Source organism: Nocardia arizonensis (assembly GCF_001310275.1).
Classification (GTDB): domain Bacteria; phylum Actinomycetota; class Actinomycetes; order Mycobacteriales; family Mycobacteriaceae; genus Nocardia; species Nocardia arizonensis.
Genome location: NZ_LGYZ01000047.1, coordinates 26,574 through 47,207, shown reverse-complemented (window position 1 = coordinate 47,207; position 20,634 = coordinate 26,574). Strand labels below are relative to the sequence as shown.

20 protein-coding genes are annotated in these 20,634 nt (G+C 66.3%); 12 read left to right on the top strand and 8 right to left on the bottom strand.

Annotation, left to right across the window (positions count from 1 at the left end; translation table 11 throughout):
- Positions 1 to 182 precede the first annotated feature (182 nt).
- The 3 genes from APZ21_RS06780 to APZ21_RS33780 form a co-directional block, all read right to left on the bottom strand.
- A complete protein-coding gene (locus APZ21_RS06780; protein WP_054812365.1) occupies positions 183 to 476 on the bottom strand; it encodes an effector-associated constant component EACC1 in 294 nt (97 codons plus the stop codon).
- Between the two features lie 253 nt (positions 477 to 729).
- Entirely contained in the window at positions 730 to 1,206 is a 477-nt protein-coding gene (locus APZ21_RS06775; RefSeq protein WP_054812364.1) for a hypothetical protein, read from the bottom strand.
- Between the two features lie 319 nt (positions 1,207 to 1,525).
- On the bottom strand, positions 1,526 to 2,392 hold the full coding sequence (locus APZ21_RS33780; protein ID WP_156370789.1) for a hypothetical protein: 867 nt from the start codon (positions 2,390 to 2,392) through the stop codon (positions 1,526 to 1,528).
- 562 nt (positions 2,393 to 2,954) lie between these two features.
- Between APZ21_RS33780 and APZ21_RS06765 the strand changes: the two genes are divergently transcribed.
- From APZ21_RS06765 to APZ21_RS06755, 3 genes are read left to right on the top strand one after another with little or no spacing between them, the layout of a single operon-like run.
- Positions 2,955 to 3,734 (top strand): hypothetical protein, encoded by a 780-nt coding sequence (locus APZ21_RS06765; protein ID WP_156370787.1) that lies wholly within the window; start codon positions 2,955 to 2,957, stop codon positions 3,732 to 3,734.
- Positions 3,734 to 3,982, top strand: coding sequence for a hypothetical protein (locus APZ21_RS06760; RefSeq protein WP_054812361.1), 249 nt, complete (start codon positions 3,734 to 3,736; stop codon positions 3,980 to 3,982). Before APZ21_RS06765 ends, APZ21_RS06760 begins: the two co-directional genes overlap by 1 nt.
- Entirely contained in the window at positions 3,979 to 4,608 is a 630-nt protein-coding gene (locus tag APZ21_RS06755) for a hypothetical protein (RefSeq protein ID WP_054812360.1), read from the top strand. The genes APZ21_RS06760 and APZ21_RS06755 overlap by 4 nt, the downstream gene beginning before the upstream one ends.
- A gap of 45 nt (positions 4,609 to 4,653) precedes the next feature.
- On the opposite strand, the gene APZ21_RS35455 is transcribed toward APZ21_RS06755, so the two are convergent.
- Positions 4,654 to 5,112 carry a tyrosine-type recombinase/integrase gene (locus APZ21_RS35455; RefSeq protein WP_239476518.1) on the bottom strand — a complete coding sequence of 153 codons (459 nt, stop codon included), beginning with the start codon at positions 5,110 to 5,112 and terminating at the stop codon, positions 4,654 to 4,656.
- Positions 5,113 to 5,406: 294 nt separating this feature from the next.
- Complete coding sequence (locus tag APZ21_RS33775) at positions 5,407 to 5,583, bottom strand: hypothetical protein (RefSeq protein WP_156370785.1); 177 nt, start codon at positions 5,581 to 5,583, stop codon at positions 5,407 to 5,409.
- Positions 5,584 to 5,712: 129 nt separating this feature from the next.
- Here APZ21_RS33775 and APZ21_RS06740 point away from each other — a divergent pair, with 129 nt between their 5' ends.
- The 8 genes from APZ21_RS06740 to APZ21_RS06705 all read left to right on the top strand — a co-directional run bounded on the left by APZ21_RS06740 (position 5,713) and on the right by APZ21_RS06705 (position 15,708).
- A complete protein-coding gene (locus APZ21_RS06740) occupies positions 5,713 to 6,222 on the top strand; it encodes a hypothetical protein (RefSeq protein ID WP_156370783.1) in 510 nt (169 codons plus the stop codon).
- 343 nt (positions 6,223 to 6,565) lie between these two features.
- On the top strand, positions 6,566 to 8,290 hold the full coding sequence (locus APZ21_RS06735; RefSeq protein ID WP_054812358.1) for an acyclic terpene utilization AtuA family protein: 1,725 nt from the start codon (positions 6,566 to 6,568) through the stop codon (positions 8,288 to 8,290).
- 34 nt (positions 8,291 to 8,324) lie between these two features.
- Complete coding sequence (locus APZ21_RS06730; protein WP_054812427.1) at positions 8,325 to 9,476, top strand: acyl-CoA dehydrogenase family protein; 1,152 nt, start codon at positions 8,325 to 8,327, stop codon at positions 9,474 to 9,476.
- The gene (locus APZ21_RS06725; protein WP_054812357.1) at positions 9,473 to 11,071 is read left to right on the top strand and encodes an acyl-CoA carboxylase subunit beta; all 1,599 of its coding nucleotides are present in this window, start codon (positions 9,473 to 9,475) and stop codon (positions 11,069 to 11,071) included. The genes APZ21_RS06730 and APZ21_RS06725 overlap by 4 nt, the downstream gene beginning before the upstream one ends.
- 8 nt (positions 11,072 to 11,079) lie before the next feature.
- Positions 11,080 to 13,122, top strand: a complete 2,043-nt coding sequence (locus APZ21_RS06720) for an acetyl/propionyl/methylcrotonyl-CoA carboxylase subunit alpha (RefSeq protein ID WP_054812356.1) — start codon at positions 11,080 to 11,082, stop codon at positions 13,120 to 13,122.
- Complete coding sequence (locus tag APZ21_RS06715; protein ID WP_054812355.1) at positions 13,119 to 14,279, top strand: acyl-CoA dehydrogenase family protein; 1,161 nt, start codon at positions 13,119 to 13,121, stop codon at positions 14,277 to 14,279. The genes APZ21_RS06720 and APZ21_RS06715 overlap by 4 nt, the downstream gene beginning before the upstream one ends.
- Before the next feature lie 32 nt (positions 14,280 to 14,311).
- Positions 14,312 to 15,082, top strand: coding sequence for an enoyl-CoA hydratase family protein (locus APZ21_RS06710; RefSeq protein ID WP_054812426.1), 771 nt, complete (start codon positions 14,312 to 14,314; stop codon positions 15,080 to 15,082).
- A gap of 5 nt (positions 15,083 to 15,087) precedes the next feature.
- Positions 15,088 to 15,708 (top strand): TetR/AcrR family transcriptional regulator, encoded by a 621-nt coding sequence (locus APZ21_RS06705; protein WP_054812354.1) that lies wholly within the window; start codon positions 15,088 to 15,090, stop codon positions 15,706 to 15,708.
- A gap of 17 nt (positions 15,709 to 15,725) precedes the next feature.
- Here the strand turns inward: APZ21_RS06705 and APZ21_RS06700 are convergent, their stop codons facing one another.
- The 3 genes from APZ21_RS06700 to APZ21_RS06690 form a co-directional block, all read right to left on the bottom strand.
- Positions 15,726 to 17,801, bottom strand: a complete 2,076-nt coding sequence (locus APZ21_RS06700; protein WP_054812353.1) for an ArnT family glycosyltransferase — start codon at positions 17,799 to 17,801, stop codon at positions 15,726 to 15,728.
- Positions 17,798 to 19,072 (bottom strand): bifunctional glycosyltransferase family 2/GtrA family protein, encoded by a 1,275-nt coding sequence (locus APZ21_RS06695; RefSeq protein WP_054812352.1) that lies wholly within the window; start codon positions 19,070 to 19,072, stop codon positions 17,798 to 17,800. The genes APZ21_RS06700 and APZ21_RS06695 overlap by 4 nt, the downstream gene beginning before the upstream one ends.
- Before the next feature lie 70 nt (positions 19,073 to 19,142).
- Positions 19,143 to 19,805: an SAM-dependent methyltransferase gene (locus APZ21_RS06690; protein ID WP_054812351.1), complete on the bottom strand. Its 663-nt coding sequence runs from the start codon at positions 19,803 to 19,805 to the stop codon at positions 19,143 to 19,145.
- A gap of 101 nt (positions 19,806 to 19,906) precedes the next feature.
- Here APZ21_RS06690 and APZ21_RS06685 point away from each other — a divergent pair, with 101 nt between their 5' ends.
- Complete coding sequence (locus APZ21_RS06685; RefSeq protein ID WP_054812350.1) at positions 19,907 to 20,632, top strand: TetR/AcrR family transcriptional regulator; 726 nt, start codon at positions 19,907 to 19,909, stop codon at positions 20,630 to 20,632.
- Positions 20,633 to 20,634: the final 2 nt, after the last annotated feature.

Below are 20,634 nucleotides of genomic sequence, written 5' to 3'. Positions count from 1 at the left end.
CAGTCGCTCACCAGCCTTCCTGGGCCTTTCCCGGTTGGCGCGAGTACCCAGCTACTCGTTTTCGAAGAGAATCGAGGTCGCAGGGGATGGAGCCGAAAAGGCTGAACGCACCGGATAGCGCCTGACGCGGGGGCCGGGATACGCCGGATCCCAACCACTGCCAATTGGGCCGACAGCAACCTCTACAGTTCCGTCCTCAGCGAGCTTGATTCATCGTGGGTCTTCTCGCTCCGGCGAGCTACGAACAACCCGATAATCGCAGTAGCGATCGATCCTGCGGCTGCGGCATCTCCCGCACCAACCGCCACCAGTAGTGCGCCCGACAGGTCCTCCGTCCTCCCATCGCCGATCTGTTCGGGAAGCACACGCACTCGCCCACGCAGGGCATCCTCGCGCCGAAACCACTCCAGCAGCGCTACGAGCTCATCTGGACTGCCGGTGTTCTTGATCAACAAGGGGCCGTTGGCTTCTGGCATGCCACCACCTTGCCGTGACTTCGGAACTCCGTGTCGAAATTGTCCAGCGTATTCCAGTTACAAAGGTGGATGGACCCGTCGGGACCTCGCGACAGTTGAATACGCGACCTCCCCAGTCCGGGACCCCGAGCGCGCACCTGCCGTCGTACCGACGGCGGAAAGGATTTCGGCACCGTGACTTCCTGTGGAGTTCACCCGAATGTCGGATCATTCGGCGCGATCGATCTTCGTCTCGCCTCGAACCAACACGCCGTCAGTAATTGAGTGTGAGTCTAGTGACGCCTTCGGACCGGTCAGTGCTGAGCACGTCGCGTCCTGGGAATTGGAATTCATGAAGTTCTTCGACCCATTCGAACTCATCGATTGTCCCGGGAACGAATCGCAGCTGCCCCGTATAGACCGTGCTGCTTATATCGAGCGCCTCCCATGCGTCCTCTCCTTTGGCGATGAACCGAACACTCAGGTGCTCGACCAACCCGGAAGGGAAGCGCTCGGTGTATGGCACCACTGTGCCGGAGACGGCCACCCCGATATTGTCAGAATTCTGGAATACCCAGAAGTATGTGGCAAACTCGCTCCGGTCGAGGCGTGGAGTGTTGCCCGGCTCCAGATTCAGTCTCTTGACAAGGCTTCCATCCCTCAGGATTTCAATCTTCACGGTATCGTTCGTCCCACTCCACCACTCCGGCCCGGTTCGAATTGTCCAGTCGATACGTCTGATATCAACCATTGCCGTTTCACCTTTCCTTCGAATTTTGTTTCACCCCAACGGTATAGGGCTACGATCTGGAAGAATTCAGTCCTGCCGCCACGTGTGTGCGGCAGCCGGTCACGATCGTGTGCTCATGTGCTCGCATTCGGTTCCCGATCGTTACTCGCTCTCGCGGCAGGTGTCGAACCGAGCTGATCGAGGGTCGGCAGATTGCGGCAATCGTCCGTAGGTGGTTCGGTTGCGATTGGGGCACCTCCGGACTTCCTTGGCTTGTGGGCCTGTCCTCGGCTTCCTTTTCCGCGCGTGACCATTGATTCCATGTGCTTGATAACAGACATCAGAATGGCTCCTCATTCTGTGGCCGAGGGAGTAGGGCTAGCGATACATGAGTGTCGACATCGGTATTGTCGATGCCCGACCTAGCGCCGTTTCCGGGCAGTAGATAGACAAGATCGAAACGTTGGCGGCTGAACCGTTCAATCGCTGTGTCGAGCAGCTCCTGGACGTTGTCAACCGCATCCGCCACAGCGCCGCTGAGCCGTCTTCGTACGATACTCGCCAATGGCCAACCACCGTCGAACCGATAGCTCCATCCATCGACGAACGCGCGAAGTCGCCCGTCACTGTCGGCGGAGAAGAGCACGTAGAAGTTGATCGTGCCGTCGACATCCACCCATAAGATCGTCGGCAGGTCGATGTGGAAGTCGAATGAGATTCGAACCAACAGATCGAGATCGTTGTAGCGTCCCGGAACGTCATTGTAGTAATACACATAACGCCACGGGATCCATCCGGCGTTGATCTCCCCCCGCCTGTCGACCGAACCGCCGAGCGCATCATCGATCGCCGAGGTCACCGCAGGAGTGTTGGCTTCGGCCCGCAGATCGAAAAGCACTTCCCGATCTTCGCGCTCCCAAACGAGCGCACTTCGGCGTCTCCCGACGTCGGTTCGGCCATGGACGGCCCACAGTCCACTCGGATGTTCGATAGCGGCGATCATCGTGTTGCCTCGGAAATCATCGTCACGAAACATGTAGAGCGATATGGCTGGCATTCCCGCCTCCCGGTGCAGAGATCTGACGAAGGGAAGTCTGCCGACCGTACGTGTCGATGTCGCCAGTAATTGACTACCTGGGTTCCGGCCAGATTGTGCCCACAACGACCGGAACCCGATGACCGAAACGCCGATCACCTCAATCGACATCGGGTCAGATGACAGCGGCCATGGCATCCTCCCCAAGGGCGGCCGAGCAGCACACCAACGAGGCAAATGCTCGCCGCCCGCGCGGAGGTCGGAATACTGGCCGCTGACAGTCCAATTGATCTCCGGTGAGCAACCTCTCCGCCCCGAGACCGATCGAGACCGCCTCACCACCAGGATTCCGACGCCGTGAACCGATCTACGGCTGGGGTCGCACTCCGTCACGCACGACACCAAGGTGTGGTGACAGAAATAATGGTCAGGTGACAGATATGCCGGTCAGTCACAGTACTGGGTCAGCCGTGGTAACGCCCCTCCGACAACTCGCGACAGATGAATTCGCGATCCAACCAGTCGGCGACCCCAAGTGGCGCGGATACTTGGAACGGGTGCAGAACCGCCGCCTTTCTGTCGGAACCGGATGTAACATCTGCTGGCTGACAGTTGACCGAGCAACCTCTCGAATATCGGAAATGATTGAGGGCCTGGGCGCATGTCGGTAGTGTCAGCTGACGACAGAGAGCTTCCTACGCATCACTAGCAGAGGGTAGGCACAGCTTTGAGCATGAAACTCGTCAAATCCATTCAACAAGACACCGATATGCGGCTGGTCATGCCGTTCGGCCTGAACTTACGTCTCGGTGACGTGATCAGCGTCGGCAGGGACGGAACATTTCGACTACAAGGAACGACTCAGTCACTACTCGGCCTGCCGCCGGGCGATCCCCGCGAAGGTGTCGGCACGGCCGACTTCGCCAAGGTAGCAGGCGAGAATACCGAGTGCGCCTTCCGCGCCGCGGGTACTGCGTCGACACTATTTCCTGCGCTTCCCGAGGCGGGCGCCGGCTTTGACATCTCCTTCGGCTCGCACGAAAGCTGGATACTTGCCCTCACCGGCCGGAGTGTGGCCGTGCTTGAGGGCGCCGACCGTTTCCGGCAACCGATCCTCGACTCCTACAGGCGAGGGGTCTGGCAACCCGACTGGGCGCTTGTTGTTGCGATATCACGCGCGGAAAGGATGACACTCATAGCTGCGCGAGTCGCGGACACAAAGGTCGCTCTCTCACTCTCAGGCACAGTTGACGCGGGCACCCCGCTGGCGGTCCGACTGACCACTGGTGTCTCGATCGTCGCATCGAATCAGGAACTGACGCAATGCATCACGAACGTTGCGATGCCGGTCGGCTGCGCCGGTGTACGAGTGCGAGACCGTTGGTGGAGGGGGCTCGGCATCGGCGATCTCGCTGAGGTCGCTTCGCCGGCCGATATCACCACGGCACCCTATGACGAGGTCTGGCAGGATCCCGATGACGGTATCGAGCGGCTTTCGCGGAGGATTGTCTGATGACACTGACAAGGAACGAGTGGCTCGGCATTCGCGCGGCCTTGCAGCAGTGGATGTCGGAGATGCCGGATGAGCCAGCGCTTGGTTTCCTCAGCGGTGAGCGTATCCTCACCCGACGGGAGTTACTCACCGCTGCCGATAACTCGGCCAACGAGGACGGAGTTGCGTTCGTCGGGCTCCTCGAACATGCGGTGCGCCGGGACGGAATCGAATCGGTGATCGATCGCCTCGCCCGGGGCGCTCGATGAGCTACTTCGTCGGTATATGCCCCTGCGACGATGGCAACTCGACGACGGCGGCGGACTGGTACAAGGACCTCGTATCGCGTCTGTGCGGACCGCACCAGGAACGATACTGCGTCGACCACATGTCGCCCGCCGACCAAGCGGGAATCCTCCAAGCGCTGCGGGAAACGAATCTCAATCTAGTGTGCTACTTCGGCCACGGCACAAGCGACGATTGGTTGACCAGCGGGAACTCGACAGTCAACAAAACCAATGTCAATGCAGCCGCAGGGAAAGCTGTCGTCTCGGTCGCATGTAAGACCGGCAGAAACCTGGGGGCTGAGGCAATCAACCAGGGAGTCGAGGCGTGGCTTGGATTCACCATCCGGGTTCCGATCATTCCCCGTCACGCTCACGCTGACCCGCTCGGCGAAGCGGTCGCCGATGGCCTTGCCCGACTCGCAAGCCAAGGGACCATGCAGGACGCCCGCGACAAGGTCGAGGCCAACATGCGTCAACTGATCATCGACTACGACAAAGGTGGAACGTACTACAGCCACCCGAACTCCACGCTCGGATACTTCGCAGCCCTCGCGCTTGCCAACAGCATCTCGCTGGTCGGAAAAACGAAATACGTTCCGCTGCCCTGACGAGATACGAAATCCATAACTTTTACCGCCGACGATGAAAGCGGGCTATCCCCGACGGGTAGCAGGGTCGGTGCGAGCCTGCCATCGACCGAGGGCTTCCGCCGAGACCTTCGCGTATTTCGTCAGGCTGCGCACCGAGGTGCGCCCGGACAACGTCATCAGCATCGGCGTGGACGCACCCTGCTCGGCTGCGTGCGTCAACCGGGAATGGCGCAGCTGATGCAGGGTGAACGGTCCACGCGTCATCTGCGCGGTATGTTCCTCGAACACCGTCGCCGCCCGTCGGTACGATAGCCGACCACGGTCGGTACTCGGGTCAATATCGTCCAAGGCTACAGACGGTTTCGCTCGACGGTCGGTAAGGAACCGGGGCCCGGACCGGCGGCTGGCGATCACACGGGGCAGCAGTCGCGCGGTGCCGGTCTGCCAGTAGACGACATCGCGTGCCCCGCCCTTGCGGATCCACGACTCCACACCGGTTGACGGTGTCCAGATCGACGACATCGAGGGTCAGGATCTCCTCGACGCGGGCCGCGGACTCGTACAACATCGTCCACAGCGCCCGCTCCCGCAACGCCGCATCCCCACCCAGCTGTTCTGCCACCTCCCCCGAGGTCACGGCCTTGCTGTTGTCCGGCGGCGTCGGCCGAGCCCGCAACCGCGCCGCCGGATCCCCGGTCAACCAACCTTGCTCACGCCAGTACCCGCAGGCGACGACAACGCGGTCAGCCGCAGGTTGAACGTCTTGGGCGCCTTGTCTCCCCACACATAGACCAACCCGGATCCAGCAACCCGACATCACCGTCCGCACCGGAAGTCGGCCACCAGGCGATCCAGCGCGGCGGCGTAACCGCGGCGGCTATTCGGCGCGGGAATCGTGGCGAGGTAGATCTTCACCGCGTCCACCAACCGGACCCCCGTCGTGCGCACCGGAAACGTTCGTACCGATCCCATCTGATCTGGGGCGTCTGGCACACCTACTCCGTCCGGTGAACGTTCTGTCGCAGACGCGCGTCCGCAAGAGGTAGACCAGGCGAAATGTCACGACTGCACATGCCGGCGCGTCTGGCCAAACCGACCGACGTACCCGAGAAGTCCGTCCCGTTGATCGAGATGCTGTGGCGGTTCTACATCGCCGCGGGCGAGCCTCCGATGAGGAAGATCGCCGACGCTGTTCAGAGACTCGATGAGGATCAGCGGAAGAGCACCGCCAACCACGAGACGGTCCGCAAGACACTGAGCGCCATGAGGCTGCCGCAACAGGAGACCGTGGAAGTGATCTTCCTGGCGCTGTGTCAACTTGCCGATGTGGACCCGGACGACATCGAGCCTGTCGAAGATGACGACTCTGGATACAACGGCTGGGACCAGGAGCCGTCCAGGTCCCACCGCGAAATCCTTCTTCGGAACTACCTCCTGGCCAGACACGGCTCGGTGCCCACACTGCCACGTACACGCGAGGTGAAGGCCCGGCAAGAAGCCCAAGAGCAAGCCGAGTGGGAAGCCCGTCAGAACCTCCGTGGTGGGACATTCGGGTCGACCAGGTCCGGGGCTGGGTCCGACCCCTGGGGCAGCCCGGCGAAGCCGAGTCCCGATGACGAACCACCGTTCTAATTGTCGGATATTTGTTCGAAGGCGGGTGGCGATCAGAGGTGCTGTGCGCTGGGTCGGGTGTCGGGCCTGCCACGTCAGTAGCGGCGTCCCAGCGCGGCCGAGCGTACCTTCCCGCCACATACGTGAGATCCGCCACCATGCCGCCGCGAAAGTGCGAAACACCGCCAGATCCGCTGAGACCCGACAACTTCCGCCGCTGTGCGGGTCTGAGCTGGGCGAATATTAACAAGCACGCAAGCTTGATTTTTTCTTGGCCGAATGTGATGCTGTCCCGGAACGCGAATGGGCCCGCCGCGACGACGCGGTCGCAGGCGGGTGTTCGCCGCACAGGGAGGTCCGGCTGATGAGTATGCTCGCCGCCGATCCGGATGTGATCCGAATCGGCAACTGTTCCGGCTTCTACGGCGATCGGCTCGTCGCCATGCGGGAAATGCTCGAGGGAGGGCAGCTCGACGTGCTCACCGGTGACTATCTCGCCGAGCTGACCATGCTGATCCTCGGCCGGGACCGGATGAAGGACCCGAACCTCGGCTACGCCAAGACCTTCGTCACCCAGATCACCGACTGTCTGGCGCTCGCGCTCGAACGCAAGGTGCGCATCGTCGCGAACGCGGGCGGACTGAATCCGGCGGGCCTGGCCGAGAAATTGCGCAAGGTCGCCGCTGAACTCGGTCTCGACGCCGCCATTGCGCACGTGGAAGGCGACGATCTGCTGCTGCGCGCCGCCGAACTCGGTTTCGGCGCGCCGCTCACCGCCAATGCCTATCTCGGGGCATGGGGTATCGCGGCCTGTCTGGACGCGGGCGCGGACATCGTTGTGACCGGCCGGGTCACCGACGCGTCGGTGGTCGTCGGTCCCGCCGCCGCGCATTTCGGTTGGCGCCGAACCGATTACGACGCGCTCGCGGGCGCGGTGGTGGCCGGTCACGTGATCGAGTGCGGTACCCAGGCCACCGGCGGCAATTACGCCTTCTTCACCGAACTCGCCGATCTCGGCCGCCCGGGCTTCCCCATCGCGGAGATCCGCGCCGACGGCGGCAGTGTCATCACCAAGCACGGTGGCACCGGCGGCGCGGTCACCGTGGACACCGTGCGGGCCCAGTTGATGTACGAGATCCAGGGCGCGCGCTACGCCGGACCCGATGTCACCGCGCGACTCGACAGCGTCGAGCTGACCCAGCAGGCCCCGGACCGCGTGCGTATCGCCGCGGTCACCGGTGAGGCGCCGCCACCCACGCTCAAAGTCTCGCTGAACACCGTCGGCGGCTTCCGCAACGAGATGGAGTTCATCCTCACCGGCCTCGATATCGAGGCCAAAGCCGCACTCGCGCGACGACAACTGGAATCCTGGCTGCCGGTGCGCCCGGCCGAGTTGAACTGGACCCTTGCCCGGCTCGACCGTCCCGACGCCGACACCGAGGAGGGCGCGAGCGCGCTGCTGCGCTGCGTGGTGCGCGATCCCGACCCGAACAAGGTCGGGCGGGCATTCTCCAATGTGGCGGTGGAATTGGCGTTGGCCGGCTATCCGGGATGCAGTTTCACCACCCTGCCGGGCCATGGGTCGCCCTACGGTGTCTTCCGGCCCGGATACGTCGATGCCGCCGAGGTCGCGCATGTCGCGGTGCTGCCCGACGGCAGTCGCGTCGATATCGCGCCCGCGTCGACGACCGTCGCGCTGGAGCCGGTGCCGGAACCTGTGCTGCCGCCGCCACTGCCGACCGGGCCGACCCGCCGGGCGCCATTGGGTGAGATCGCGCTGGCGCGCAGCGGCGACAAGGGCGGCGACGCCAATATCGGTGTCTGGGTGCGCACCGAGGAGCAGTGGCGGTGGCTGGTGCACACCCTGACCACCGAGGAGTTGAAGCGACTGTTGCCGGAGACGGCGGAGTTGACCGTCACCCGGCACGTCCTGCCGAATCTGCGGGCGCTGAACTTCATCGTCACCGGCCTGCTCGGCCAGGGCGTGGCATACCGGGCCCGTTTCGATCCGCAGGCCAAGGGACTGGGCGAATGGCTGCGCTCGCGCCATGTCGATATCCCCGCCGAACTGCACCGAACTTCCGCATGAGACGAGCGATCAGGAATCTGGACATGGAGTGGCGATGAATTCACCGTGGAATACGCCGGAGCGGCGCGAATTGCGTGCCACCGTAAGGGCTTTCGCTGAGCGCGAGGTGCTGCCCCACCTCGATGACTGGGAACGCGACGGGGAGATCCCGCGCGAATTGCACAAGAAGGCGGGCGAACTCGGACTGCTCGGCATCCAGTTCCCGGAGTCGGCGGGCGGCTCGGGCGGCGACGGTATCGACGCCATGATCGTCTGCGAGGAGATGCACGAGGCCGGATGTTCCGGCGGGCTGTTCGCCTCGCTGTTCACCTGCGGTATCGCGGTGCCGCACATCATCGCCACCGGCGACGCCGAACTCATCGAGCGCTTCGCCGCGCCGACGCTCGCCGGTGATCTCATCGGGTCGCTTGCCATCACCGAACCCGGCGGCGGCTCGGATGTCGGCCATCTGAGCACCACCGCCCGCCGCGACGGCGACCACTACATCGTCAACGGCGCCAAGACCTACATCACCTCGGGATGCCGCGCCGATTTCGTCGTCACCGCGGTGCGCACCGGCGGACCGGGATCGGGCGGCATCTCGCTGCTGGTGGTGGAGAAGGACACGCCCGGATTCACCGTCGGCCGCAAACTGGACAAGATGGGATGGCGCGCCTCCGACACCGCCGAACTGTCCTACGTGGACGTGCGGGTGCCCGCGTCGAATCTGGTCGGTACCGAGAATTCGGGATTCCTCCAGATCGCGGGCGCTTTCGTCAGCGAGCGGGTCGGGCTAGCGGTGCAGGCGTACTCCCAGGCGCAGCGCTGCCTCGACCTGACGCTGGACTGGGTGCGCGCCCGCGAGACCTTCGGCCGCCCGCTCATCAGCAGGCAGGCCGTGCAGAACACCGTGACCGAGATGGCGCGCCGCATCGACGTCGCCCGGGTCTACACCCGCGAGGTCGCCCGGCGCAGCGCCGAGGGCGAGACCGATCTGATCGCCGAGGTGTGCTTCGCCAAGAACACCGCGGTCGAGGCGGCCGAATGGGTCGCCAATCAGGCGGTCCAATTGTTCGGCGGCCTCGGGTACATGCGCGAATCCGAAGTGGAGCGTCAGTACCGTGACATCCGCATCCTCGGCATCGGCGGCGGCACCACCGAAATTCTCACCGGATTGGCGGCGAAGCGATTGGGGTACCAGTCATGACGGCGTTGCGGACCACATTGGACAGCGGGTCGCCGGAATACGCCGCCGCGGCGGCGGCGATGACGGACAAACTCACCGAGATCGAGGCGGAATTCGCCAAGGCGGTGGCGGGCGGCGGCCCGGACAAATTGGCGCGGCATCGCAAACGCGGCAAATTGACCGCTCGCGAACGCATCGAACTGCTCGTCGACGAGGATTCGCCGTTTCTCGAACTGTGCCCGCTCGCGGCCTGGGGCAGTGAATTCCACGTCGGCGCCAGTGTCATCGCGGGCATCGGCATCGTCGAGGGCGTCGAATGCCTCATCGTCGCGCCGGATCCCACGGTGCGCGGCGGCACCTCGAATCCGTGGACGCTGCGCAAGAATCTGCGGGTCAACGATATCGCCCGGGAGAATCGGCTACCGGTGATCGGACTCGTCGAATCCGGCGGCGCGGATCTGCCCACGCAGAAAGAGGTCTTCGTACCGGGCGGCCGGATGTTCCGCGACCTGACCAGGCTCTCGGCGGCCGGAATTCCCACCATCGCGCTGGTCTTCGGCAATTCCACCGCGGGCGGGGCCTATATCCCCGGCATGTCCGACTACACGGTCATGATCAAGGAGCGGTCCAAGGTCTTCCTCGGCGGCCCGCCGCTGGTCAAGATGGCCACCGGTGAGGAATCCGACGACGAATCGCTCGGCGGTGCGGACATGCACGCGCGGGTGTCGGGGCTGGCCGATTATCTGGCCGCCGACGAACAGGACGCCATTCGCATCGGCCGGTCCATCGTCAAACGCCTGAATTGGACCAAGCGCGGTCCGCTGCCGCGTGCCGAGGTGCGCGAACCGCTGTTCGATCAGGAGGAACTGCTCGGGATCGTATCCGCGGATCTGAAGGTTCCCTTCGATCCGCGCGAGGTCATCGCCCGGGTGGTCGACGGCTCGGATTTCGACGAGTTCAAGCCGCTCTACGGCAGCAGTCTGGTCACCGGATGGGCGGAACTGCACGGTTATCCGGTCGGCATACTCGCCAATGCCCGCGGCGTGCTGTTCTCCGAGGAATCGCAGAAGGCGACCCAGTTCATCCAGTTGGCGAACCAGAAGAACACGCCGCTGCTGTTCCTGCACAACACCACCGGCTATATGGTCGGGCGGGAATTCGAGCAGAAGGGCATCATCAAGCACGGCGCGATGATGATCAACGCGGTCTCCAATTCCACGGTGCCGCACATCTCGCTGTTGATGGGCGCCTCCTACGGCGCGGGCCACTACGGCATGTGCGGGCGCGCATACGACCCGCGCTTCGTCTTCGCTTGGCCCAGTGCGAAATCCGCGGTCATGGGCGGCGCGCAGCTGGCGGGCGTCATCTCGATCGTTGGGCGCGCGGCGGCCGAGGCCAAGGGGCTGCCCTTCGACGAGGCGGCCGACGCCGGCATGCGCGCGGCGGTGGAGGCCCAGATCGAGGCCGAATCGCTGCCCATGTTCATGTCGGGGCGGCTCTACGACGACGGCGTGATCGACCCGCGTGACACCCGAACGGTATTGGGCATGGCGCTCTCGGCCATCCACAATGCCCCGATCGAGGGCGCCGACGGCTTCGGCGTCTTCCGTATGTGAGGCCGAGGATGACTACGCCATTGAGCAGCGTGCTTGTCGCCAATCGCGGTGAGATCGCCCGCCGGGTCTTCGCCACCTGCCGTCGCATGGGTCTCGGCACCGTGGCGGTGTACTCCGACTCCGACGCCGACTCACCCCATGTCGCCGAGGCCGACGCGGCCGTGCGGCTGCCGGGCAGCGCACCCGCCGATACCTATCTGCGCGGCGATCTCGTCATCGAGGCGGCACTGGCCGCGGGCGCGGACGCCGTGCACCCCGGATACGGATTTCTCTCGGAGAACGCGGAATTCGCGCGCGCGGTGCTCGACGCCGGACTGATCTGGGTCGGTCCGCCGGTCGCGGCCATCGAGCAGATGGGCTCGAAGGTGGCGGCCAAGAAGATGATGGACGCCGCGGGCGTGCCTGTGCTGGCCGAACTCGATCCTGACGAGGTCACCGCGGCGCAGCTGCCGGTGCTCGTCAAGGCATCCGCTGGCGGCGGCGGACGCGGCATGCGCGTGGTGCGCGATCTCGCCGACCTCGCGCCGCAGCTGGAGGCGGCCCGGCGCGAGGCGCAATCGGCCTTCGGCGATCCCACGGTGTTCTGCGAGCGTTACCTGGAGACCGGCCGTCATATCGAGGTCCAGGTCATGGCGGACGCGCACGGCGGCATCTGGGCGGTGGGCGAACGCGAATGCTCCATTCAACGCCGCCACCAGAAGGTCGTCGAGGAGGCGCCGTCGCCGCTGGTCCAGCGCACCCCGGGGATGCGGGAGCGGCTGTTCGAGGCGGCGCGGCTGGCCGCGGAGGCCATCGGATACACCGGTGCGGGCACCGTGGAATTCCTCGCCGACGAGGCGGGCGAATTCTTCTTCCTGGAGATGAACACCCGTCTCCAGGTGGAACATCCGGTCACCGAATGCACCACCGGTCTCGATCTGGTGCGTCTGCAACTCGATATCGCGGCGGGGGCGCGGCTGCCCGCTCTGCCGCCGGTCATGCGCGGGCATTCCATCGAGGTCCGGCTCTACGCCGAGGACCCGGCCGCGGACTGGCAGCCGCAGAGCGGCACCCTGCACCGCATCGACATCCCTTCCGCGCGCACGGAATTCGATCTGCTCGAGCGGCCCGGCGTACGCCTCGACACCGGTGTGGTGGACGGTTCGGTGGTCGGCGTGCACTACGACCCGATGTTGGCCAAGGTCATCTCCTACGCCGAGACCCGTTCCGAGGCAGCGCGATTGCTCGCCGACGCACTGCGCGGCGCTCGTATCCACGGCCTGGTGACCAATCGCGACCTGCTGGTGCGGGTGCTGCGGCATCCCGCCTTCCTCGCGGGCGATACCGACACCGCCTTCTTCACCACCCACGGACTCGACACGCTCGCCGCACCGCTGGTCTCCGCGGCCGAGGAGGCGCTGTCCGTCGTGGCCGCGGCCCTGGCCGACGCGGCCGCCAATCGTCGGTCGGCCACGGTCGGCGGCCGGCTGCCGAGCGGCTGGCGCAATCTGGCCTCGCAGCCGCAGCACAAGTCCTACGAGAGCCGGATCGGCGGGACGCACGAGATCGGTTATCGCTTCGACCGCCGCGGCGGAGTCGTCGTGGACGGGCACGAAGGCATCGCGCTGCTGTCGGCGGAGCCGGAGCGGGTCGTGCTCACGGTGCCCGGCGAACGTGCGGCGGTGCGTAGACAATTCGAGATCGCCCGCTACGGCGAGCTCGTCTGCGTCGACTCCCCGCTGGGTCCGGTGAGCCTGCGCAGGCTGCCGCGGTTCAGCGATCCGGCCGACCACCTCGCGACCGGATCGCTGCTTGCCCCCATGCCGGGCAGCGTGATCCGTCTCGGCGCGCAGGTGGGCGCGCGGGTCGAGGCCGGTCAGCCGATCCTGTGGCTGGAGGCCATGAAGATGGAGCACACCGTCGCCGCGCCCGCCGCGGGTGTGCTCAGCGCCCTCAATGTCAGTGTCGGCCAACAGGTCGACATCGGAGTCGTGCTCGCGGTAGTCGACCCCGCCGAATCCGCCGAGTCCGGCGCACCGGAGTCGGTCGCGAATCAGGAGAACCTAGTATGAGTTTCATCGAATCCGACGAGCGCAAGGCCCTGCGGTCCGCGGTGTCCGCGCTGGCCGCCAAGTACACCTACCGCGACTACGTCGTGCACAAGGCGCGCAAGAACGAACCGCTCGACGAATTGTGGGACGAGGCGGGCGCACTCGGCTTCCTCGGGGTGAATCTGCCGGAGGAGTTCGGCGGCGGTGGTGCGGGCATGTACGAACTGTCGCTTGTCATGGAGGAACTCGCCGCCCACGGCGCGGGTCTGCTGCTCATGGTGGTCTCCCCCGCCATCTGCGGCACCATCATCACCAGATACGGCACCGACGAGCAGAAGCAGCGGTGGCTGCCGAGACTCGCCGACGGCAGCGCCAAGATGGTGTTCGGCATCACCGAACCCGACGCGGGTTCGAACTCGCACCAGATCACCACCACCGCGCGCCGCGACGGCGAGGACTGGATCCTCAACGGCCGCAAGATCTTCATTTCCGGCGTCGACCAAGCCGAGGCCGTGCTCATCGTCGCCCGCACCGAGGATCACAAGACCGGCAAACTCAAGCCCGCCCTGTTCATCGTGCCCACCGACGCGCCCGGGTTCACCAAGGTGGCGCAGGAGATGGACATCATCGAACCCGACCATCAGTTCAACCTGTTCCTCGACGACGTCCGTCTGCCGTCGACCGCGTTGGTCGGCAAGGAGGACGCGGCGCTCATGCAGTTGTTCGCCGGGTTGAATCCCGAACGCATCATGGGTGCGGCGATGGCGGTCGGCATGGGTCGCTACGCCATCGACCGCGCGGTGGAGTACGCCAAGGAGCGCACCGTCTGGAAGACGCCGATCGGCGCGCACCAGGGCATCGCGCATCCGCTGGCGCAGGTCAAGGTCGAGCTCGAACTCGCCAAGCTCATGATGCAGAAGGCCGCGGCACTCTACGACGCGGGCGACGAGATGGGTGCGGCCGAGGCCGCCAACATGGCGAAATACGCTGCGGCCGAGGCCAGTATCAAGGCGCTGGACCAGGCCATCCAGACCCATGGCGGCGCGGGCCTTACCAAGGACTACGGTCTGGCCACCATGCTCGCCGCGGCGCGTATCGCCCGCATCGCCCCGGTCAGCCGGGAGATGGTGCTCAACTTCGTCGCCCAGCATTCGCTCGGCCTGCCGAAGTCGTACTGATGACATCCGCTTCAGCGCAGCCGGAGGTTTCCGTGACCGATCCCTACGTTCGCTACGCGGTGGGCGACGGCGTCGCCACGCTCACCCTCGATTCCCCGCACAACCGCAACGCGCTGTCCGCGCGTCTGGTCGCCGAATTGCTGCGCGGCCTGGACGAGGCCGCCGCCGATCCGGCCGTGCGCGCGATAGTCTTGGCGCACACCGGAAATACCTTCTGCGCCGGCGCCGATCTGGCCGAGGCCGGTGACGTGGATCCCGCGGTGGCCGCCGACGAGCGCACCAGGACGATGATCGGGGTGCTGCGGCGGCTGGTGGAGATCGGCAAACCCGTTGTCGCGCAGGTCGACGGCAATGTCCGCGCGGGCGGCATGGGTATCGTCGCGGGCTGCGACCTGGTGGTGGCCGGGCCGGGCAGTTCCTTCGCGCTGACCGAAGTGCGAATCGGCTTGGCTCCGTTCATGATATCGCTGACTCTGCTGCCGCGCCTCGACGCCCGCGCGGCGAGCCGCTACTATCTGACCGGTGAGCGGTTCGACGCCGAGACCGCCCGCGCCATCGGCCTGGTGACGGTGACCGCCGAGGACCCGGCCGCCGAGGTCGCGCGACTGTGCGCGGAGCTGCGCAAGGGTTCACCGCAAGGTCTGGCCGAGGCCAAACGCCTGGTGAACGCCGAATTGCTGGCCGGATTCGACAGTTCCGCGGAGGAACTGGCCAACCGTTCGGCGAGCTTCTTCGGGACACCGGAGGTGCGCGAGGGGATGCTGGCCTTCTTCGAGCGTCGCGCGCCGAGCTGGGCGGGATAGCCGTCATGGCGACACCCCACGAACCCAAACAGGACCGTAGCCGCGCCACCCGGCAGCGCCTGTTGGAGGCGACCATCGACTGCCTGGCCGAAACCGGCTGGGCCGCGGCGACGGTCGCCGTGGTCGCCGAACGGGCCGGTGTGTCGCGCGGCGCCGCCCAGCATCATTTCCCGACACGGGAGGATCTGATCACCGCCGCACTCGAGTACATGTTCGACACCCGCAACGAGCAGGCCAAACAGGAGGCCGCGGCACTGTCGGAACAGGTCGACGGCATGGCGCGCACCGAGGCGGTGGTGGCAGGTCTGGTGGAGTCGTACACGTCTTCGCTGTTCAAGGCGGCCCTTCAGGTCTGGACCCACGCGGCCGCCGACCCGGCACTACGGGAGCGAATCGTGCCGTTGGAGGCCAAATTCGGCCGTGCCTCGCATCGGCGCGCGGTGGAGGCGCTGGGGGTCGACGATCGCGACCCGGTCGCCCATCACCTGGTCCAGGCCACTCTTGACCTGGCCCGCGGACTCGGCCTCGCCGACCTCCTGACCGACGACTCGGCCCGCCGCAAGCAGATCGTCGCCCAGTGGGCGGCCACGTTGCACGCCGCACTGCACGGGCCTACCTCGGTGTGAGGTGAGGCTGTGCCAGGTCAGTGGGTGGTCAGGTCGTAGAGGGTGATTCCGTCGATCTCGGTGGCCGTGAAATTCTGCTGAACCCACGTGCTGATGGCCGAACTGGTCGAGTTGCCATCGCCGCGGCCTCCGGGACCGTTGCCGCCGCCGATGAAGTAGTGGATCCGGCCTTCGGAGACGTACTTCTGGAACTGCTCCAACGTGGGGGAGGGGTCGCTGCCGTTGAAGCCGCCTACCGGCATGACAGGCAGTTGTGTCGCCAGTTGACAGCCCGCAGCGCTGTTGGATCCGATCGCGGCCGCGACCCAGGTGAAGTCGCCCGAATTCGCCTTCAGCAGTGCCACGATCCGATCGCTCGGGTGACTCGCGCCGAGCAGTCCGCCCGCGCCGTCGCCCATCGCGGGTCCGCCCTCGGCCGTGCCGCCATTGGGCATCGCACCCGCGGCCGGACCGCCTGAGCCCTGATTCGGCGCGCTGTTCGTCTCGGGCGGCATCGGCATACCGCCGTCGCCCCGGGAGTTGCGGCCGTCCTGCCCCATCGGCATGGGGGCCTGTCCCATCGCACCGTTCATGCCGCCGTCGTCGCGCCACCGTCCCCCGCCCGGTCCCCGCATACCGCCCGCGTTGGGCCCCGCGGAGGGCATCGCGCCCTGATGGGCGGTGGCGATGGTGTCCACGGAGTAGGCGACTGGTCCGGCGAGTCCGACGAAGGCGGCGGCCAGTGCGACGACGGTCGCGAGACGACGCGGCGTGGGCAACAGCATGGCCGTCGTCGCCGCGACGCCGACGACGAGCACCGTCCAGCGCAACCCCGGCTGGAAACTCGCGCTGCGCGACAACAGCATCCACGCCGTTGCGGTGGTCAGGCCTACCGAAAGGGCGAGCAGCGACCGCACCCGAAGTCGGTGGCGTTCGCGCCACATCTGCACAGCGGTCGCGCCGACCAGCGCGGCCACCGCCGGGGCCAGCGCCACCGTGTAGTACGAGTGGAAGATGCCCGCCATGAAGCTGAACACCAGGCCGGTCACGATCATCCAGCCGCCCCACAGGATCAGTGCCGCGCGTCGCTGATCGGTGCGGGAAGCGCTGCCGCGCAATAGGATTCCCGCGACGAGTCCGATCAGCGCGGCCGGGATCAGCCAGGCGATCTGACCGCCCTGCGCGGGCTGGAACAGCCGCGTGATGCCGGTGCCGCCCCACATGCCGTTGCCGCCCGAGGGGAGATCGCCGCCGCCGGGGCCGACACTGCCGCGCTCATTGCCGTCGAGGCGGCCGAGTCCGTTGTAGCCGAACGTGAGTTCCAGAATCGAATTGTTGTGCGAGCCACCGATCCACGGCCGCGAATCCGCGGGCCACAATTCCACGGCAAGCAGCCACCAGCCCGCCGAGACCACCATGGCCGCGCCCGCCGCGAACAGTTGCGCGATCCGCTTGCCGAGGGCGGGCGGTCCGGCGACGAGATAGGTCAGCGCCAGCGCGGGCACCACCAGCAGCACCTGCAATTGTTTGGCGAGGAAGCCGAATCCGATGAATACGCCGGTCAGCACCAGCCACCGGGTGCGGCCATCGCGCACCGCGTTGGTCATCGCCCACGCGGCGGCCACCATCAGGAACACCAGCAGGGCGTCGGGGTTGTCGAAGCGGAACATCAACGCCGCCACCGGGGTGACGGCGAGGACGAGTCCGGCGAGCAGTCCCGCGGCGGGGCCGAAGGGTTTGCGCACACACGCCCACACCAGGGCGACCGAGCCGACCCCGAGCAGTACCTCGGGAACGAGCACGCTCCAACTGTTCAGTCCGAATATCCGCACCGACAATTCCATCAGCCACAGCGAGGCGGGCGGCTTGTCCACGGTGATGGAGTTCGCCGCGTCCGAGGACCCGAAGAAGAATGCCTTCCACGACCGCGAACCGGCCTGCACCGCGGCGGCGTAGAACGCGTTGGCCCAGCCGTTGGCGCTGAGGTTGCACAGGTAGGCGATGCCGGTGCCGAGCAGCAGGGCCGCGAGTGCCGGATACTCCCACGGGGTGACGCGGCGTGGGGCCGAGTCGGGGACGGACGCGGTGACCGGTGGGGTGAAGGTGGTCGTCACCGGCGGTTTCCCGTGTTGTCGAACTCCGGTGCGGCGAGCGCGCGGTCACCGGTCGGTCCGGTGTCGCGGAAGACCCAGCGCAATCCGACGAAGCGGGTCACGGTCGCGACCAGGTTGGCGAGCACGAGCACGAGCAGCTCGAGATGGACCGAGGCGCCGGGGGCGAAGCGGTGCAGCGCGAACAGCGACCCGCTGGTCACCGCGAGTCCGAACGCGAACAGTATCAACCCCTGGAACTGGTGGCTGACCGCTTTGTCGGCCCCGCGCACGCCGAAGGTGAAGGCCCGGTTTGCGGCGGTATTGCCGATGGCGGTCAGCAGCAGCGCCGCGAAATTCGCGACCTGCGGCCCGGCGACGGGCTGGAACAGCACGTAGAGCAGGGCGTAGGCGAGGGTGGAGAACACGCCGACGATGGCGAAGCGCGCGACCTGCCCGACCATGCCGAGCGGCACCCCGGGCACCAGCGGCTCCCGTCCGACCGCGGCGCGCAGTTCCTCCAGCGGCAGCGCGCCGGTGGTGAGTCCGCGCAGCAGACGCCACACGCCGAGCAGATCCTTGCGCGCGGTGTCGACGATGTCGACGGTGCTGTCGGGATCGTCTATCCAGTCGACGGGCACCTCGTGGATGCGCAGTCCGGCGCGTTCGGCCAGGACCAGCAGTTCGGTGTCGAAGAACCATTCGCCGTCCTCGACCAGCGGCAGCAGCCGCCGCGCGATATCGGTGCGCATGGCCTTGAAACCGCATTGGGCGTCGGAGAATCCGGCGCGCAGCGAGGCGCGCAGTATCAGGTTGTAGCAGCGCGAGACGAATTCGCGTTTCGGGCCGCGTACCACCCGGGCGGACGCGTCGAGCCGGGTGCCGATCGCCACATCGGAATGTCCGGTGATCAGCGGGGCCACCAGCGGCAGCAGCGCGTTGAGATCGGTGGACAGGTCGACGTCCATATAGGCGACGATCTGCGCGTCGGAGCGCTCCCACACGGTGCGAAGCGCCCGGCCGCGGCCCTTGGCGTCGAGATGCACGACGCGCACGTCGTCGAGTTCGTCGGCGAGCATCCGCGCGACCCGCATGGTTTCGTCGGTGCTGGCATTGTCGGCGATGGTGATGCGTGCCGGGAAGGGGAAGCCCTCGCTCAGGTAGGCGTGCAGGCGGCGCACGCAGATCCCGAGGTCGGCCTCCTCGTTGTAGACGGGAATCACGACGTCGAGCACGGGCGTGATCACCGCTTCGTTCGGTTCCGCCCGGTACGCGGCGGTCGCGGTTTCGGTCATGAGACCACCATCGACAGCCGCGCTACAGCCGGGCTGGATCTCCGCTGTGAGGTTGCTGTGACTCAGGCGTTCACACGGTGCGGCGCAGGCGCAGGATATTGTCGGCGCGCACGCCGCTGCGCCCGTCCGGCCAGGTCACCTCGCGTTCGACCACCTCGGATGTCTCCACCGTCCACCTGTCGGTCGGCAGCGCCAGATCGGTGAGCACTTCATCGAGGGTGGGAAAGTGCACGTGCTCGTGCGGCGGCTCGTCGACGAAGGATGGCCAGCCCGCGTGTCCGGCGATGAGCAGCACGCCGCCGGGCGCGACCGCGGCGGCGGCCCGGCGCAGCACCCCGGACCGTTCGTCGGCCTCGGCGACCGGGGAATGGAAGAACTGCGCCGAGACCAGATCGAATTCACCGTCGGGGAAGCTGTGCCGCAGGTCGTGCTCGGCGAGGCGCACCCGGTCGCGCACGCCCGCCTGTTCCGCGTGCGCGGCGGTTCGGCCGAGGGCGGTGGCCGAGATGTCGACGGCGGTGACCTGCCAGCCGCGCGCGGCCAGCCAGATCGCGTCGGCGCCCTCCCCGCAGCCCAGATCGAGCGCGGCGCCGGAGGGCAGGTCCGCGGCTTCGCGGACCAGCAGTGGATTGGGGGCGCCGGTCCAGATCTGGTCGCGTTCGAGATAGAAGCTCTCCCAGAATTCCTTGGCGTCGGGTGTCGCGCCGGATTCGGCCGCGTGGGTGTCGGTCATGCGGCAATGGTGGCGGCGATCCCGTCGGGACCGCCAGTTTTCTTGCCGTTTCGGCAACCGACGCCGGCGGCCGCACCCGCGCCGGTTGGTACCGTCGGACCGTGAAGCAACGCGGCCGAAAACTGGACGAGGCGCCCGCGAAGCGCGTCGACGCCCGCACCGAACGGTGGCGCGAGCATCGGCGCAAGGTGCGCGACGAATTCGTCGACGCCGCGTTCCGCGCGCTCGACACCTTCGGTCCCGATGTGAGCATGGGCGATATCGCCAAGGAGGCGGGCGCCGCCAAACCCAAGCTCTACCGGCATTTCGAGGACAAGACCGATCTATACAACGCGATCGTGGACCGGGTGCGCGATCTGCTGTGGGAGCGGGTCACGTCGTGTATCGATCTGACCAACGATCCCGCGCGCGAACTCATTCGGCGCGGCGCGGCCGAATACGTGGTCGTGGTGACCGAACATCCGAACGTGTTCCGGTTCATGCTGCACAGCCATTTCACCCAGCAGACCGACGAATCCGAACGCGCGCTGCACACCGCGCGCCAATCCGCCCGCCGCGCCGCGGAACTGTTCGCCGGACTCGTCGAGGACGATTCGCTGGACGTCGGCAGCGTCGAACTGGTCAACTACTCCATCTTCGGCGCGGTGGCCTCGGCGACGGACTGGTGGCTCGGCGTCAACCGGTTGCGCGAGTCCACCATGCCGGTGGAGAAGTTCATCGCGTACCTGGCCGAGATCATCACCGCGCTCACCGAGGCGAACGCACGGTTGAACGGCTTGGTCGTGGATACCGACCGGCCGCTGCACCTGGCCTTCCGGCCCGAGTGAAC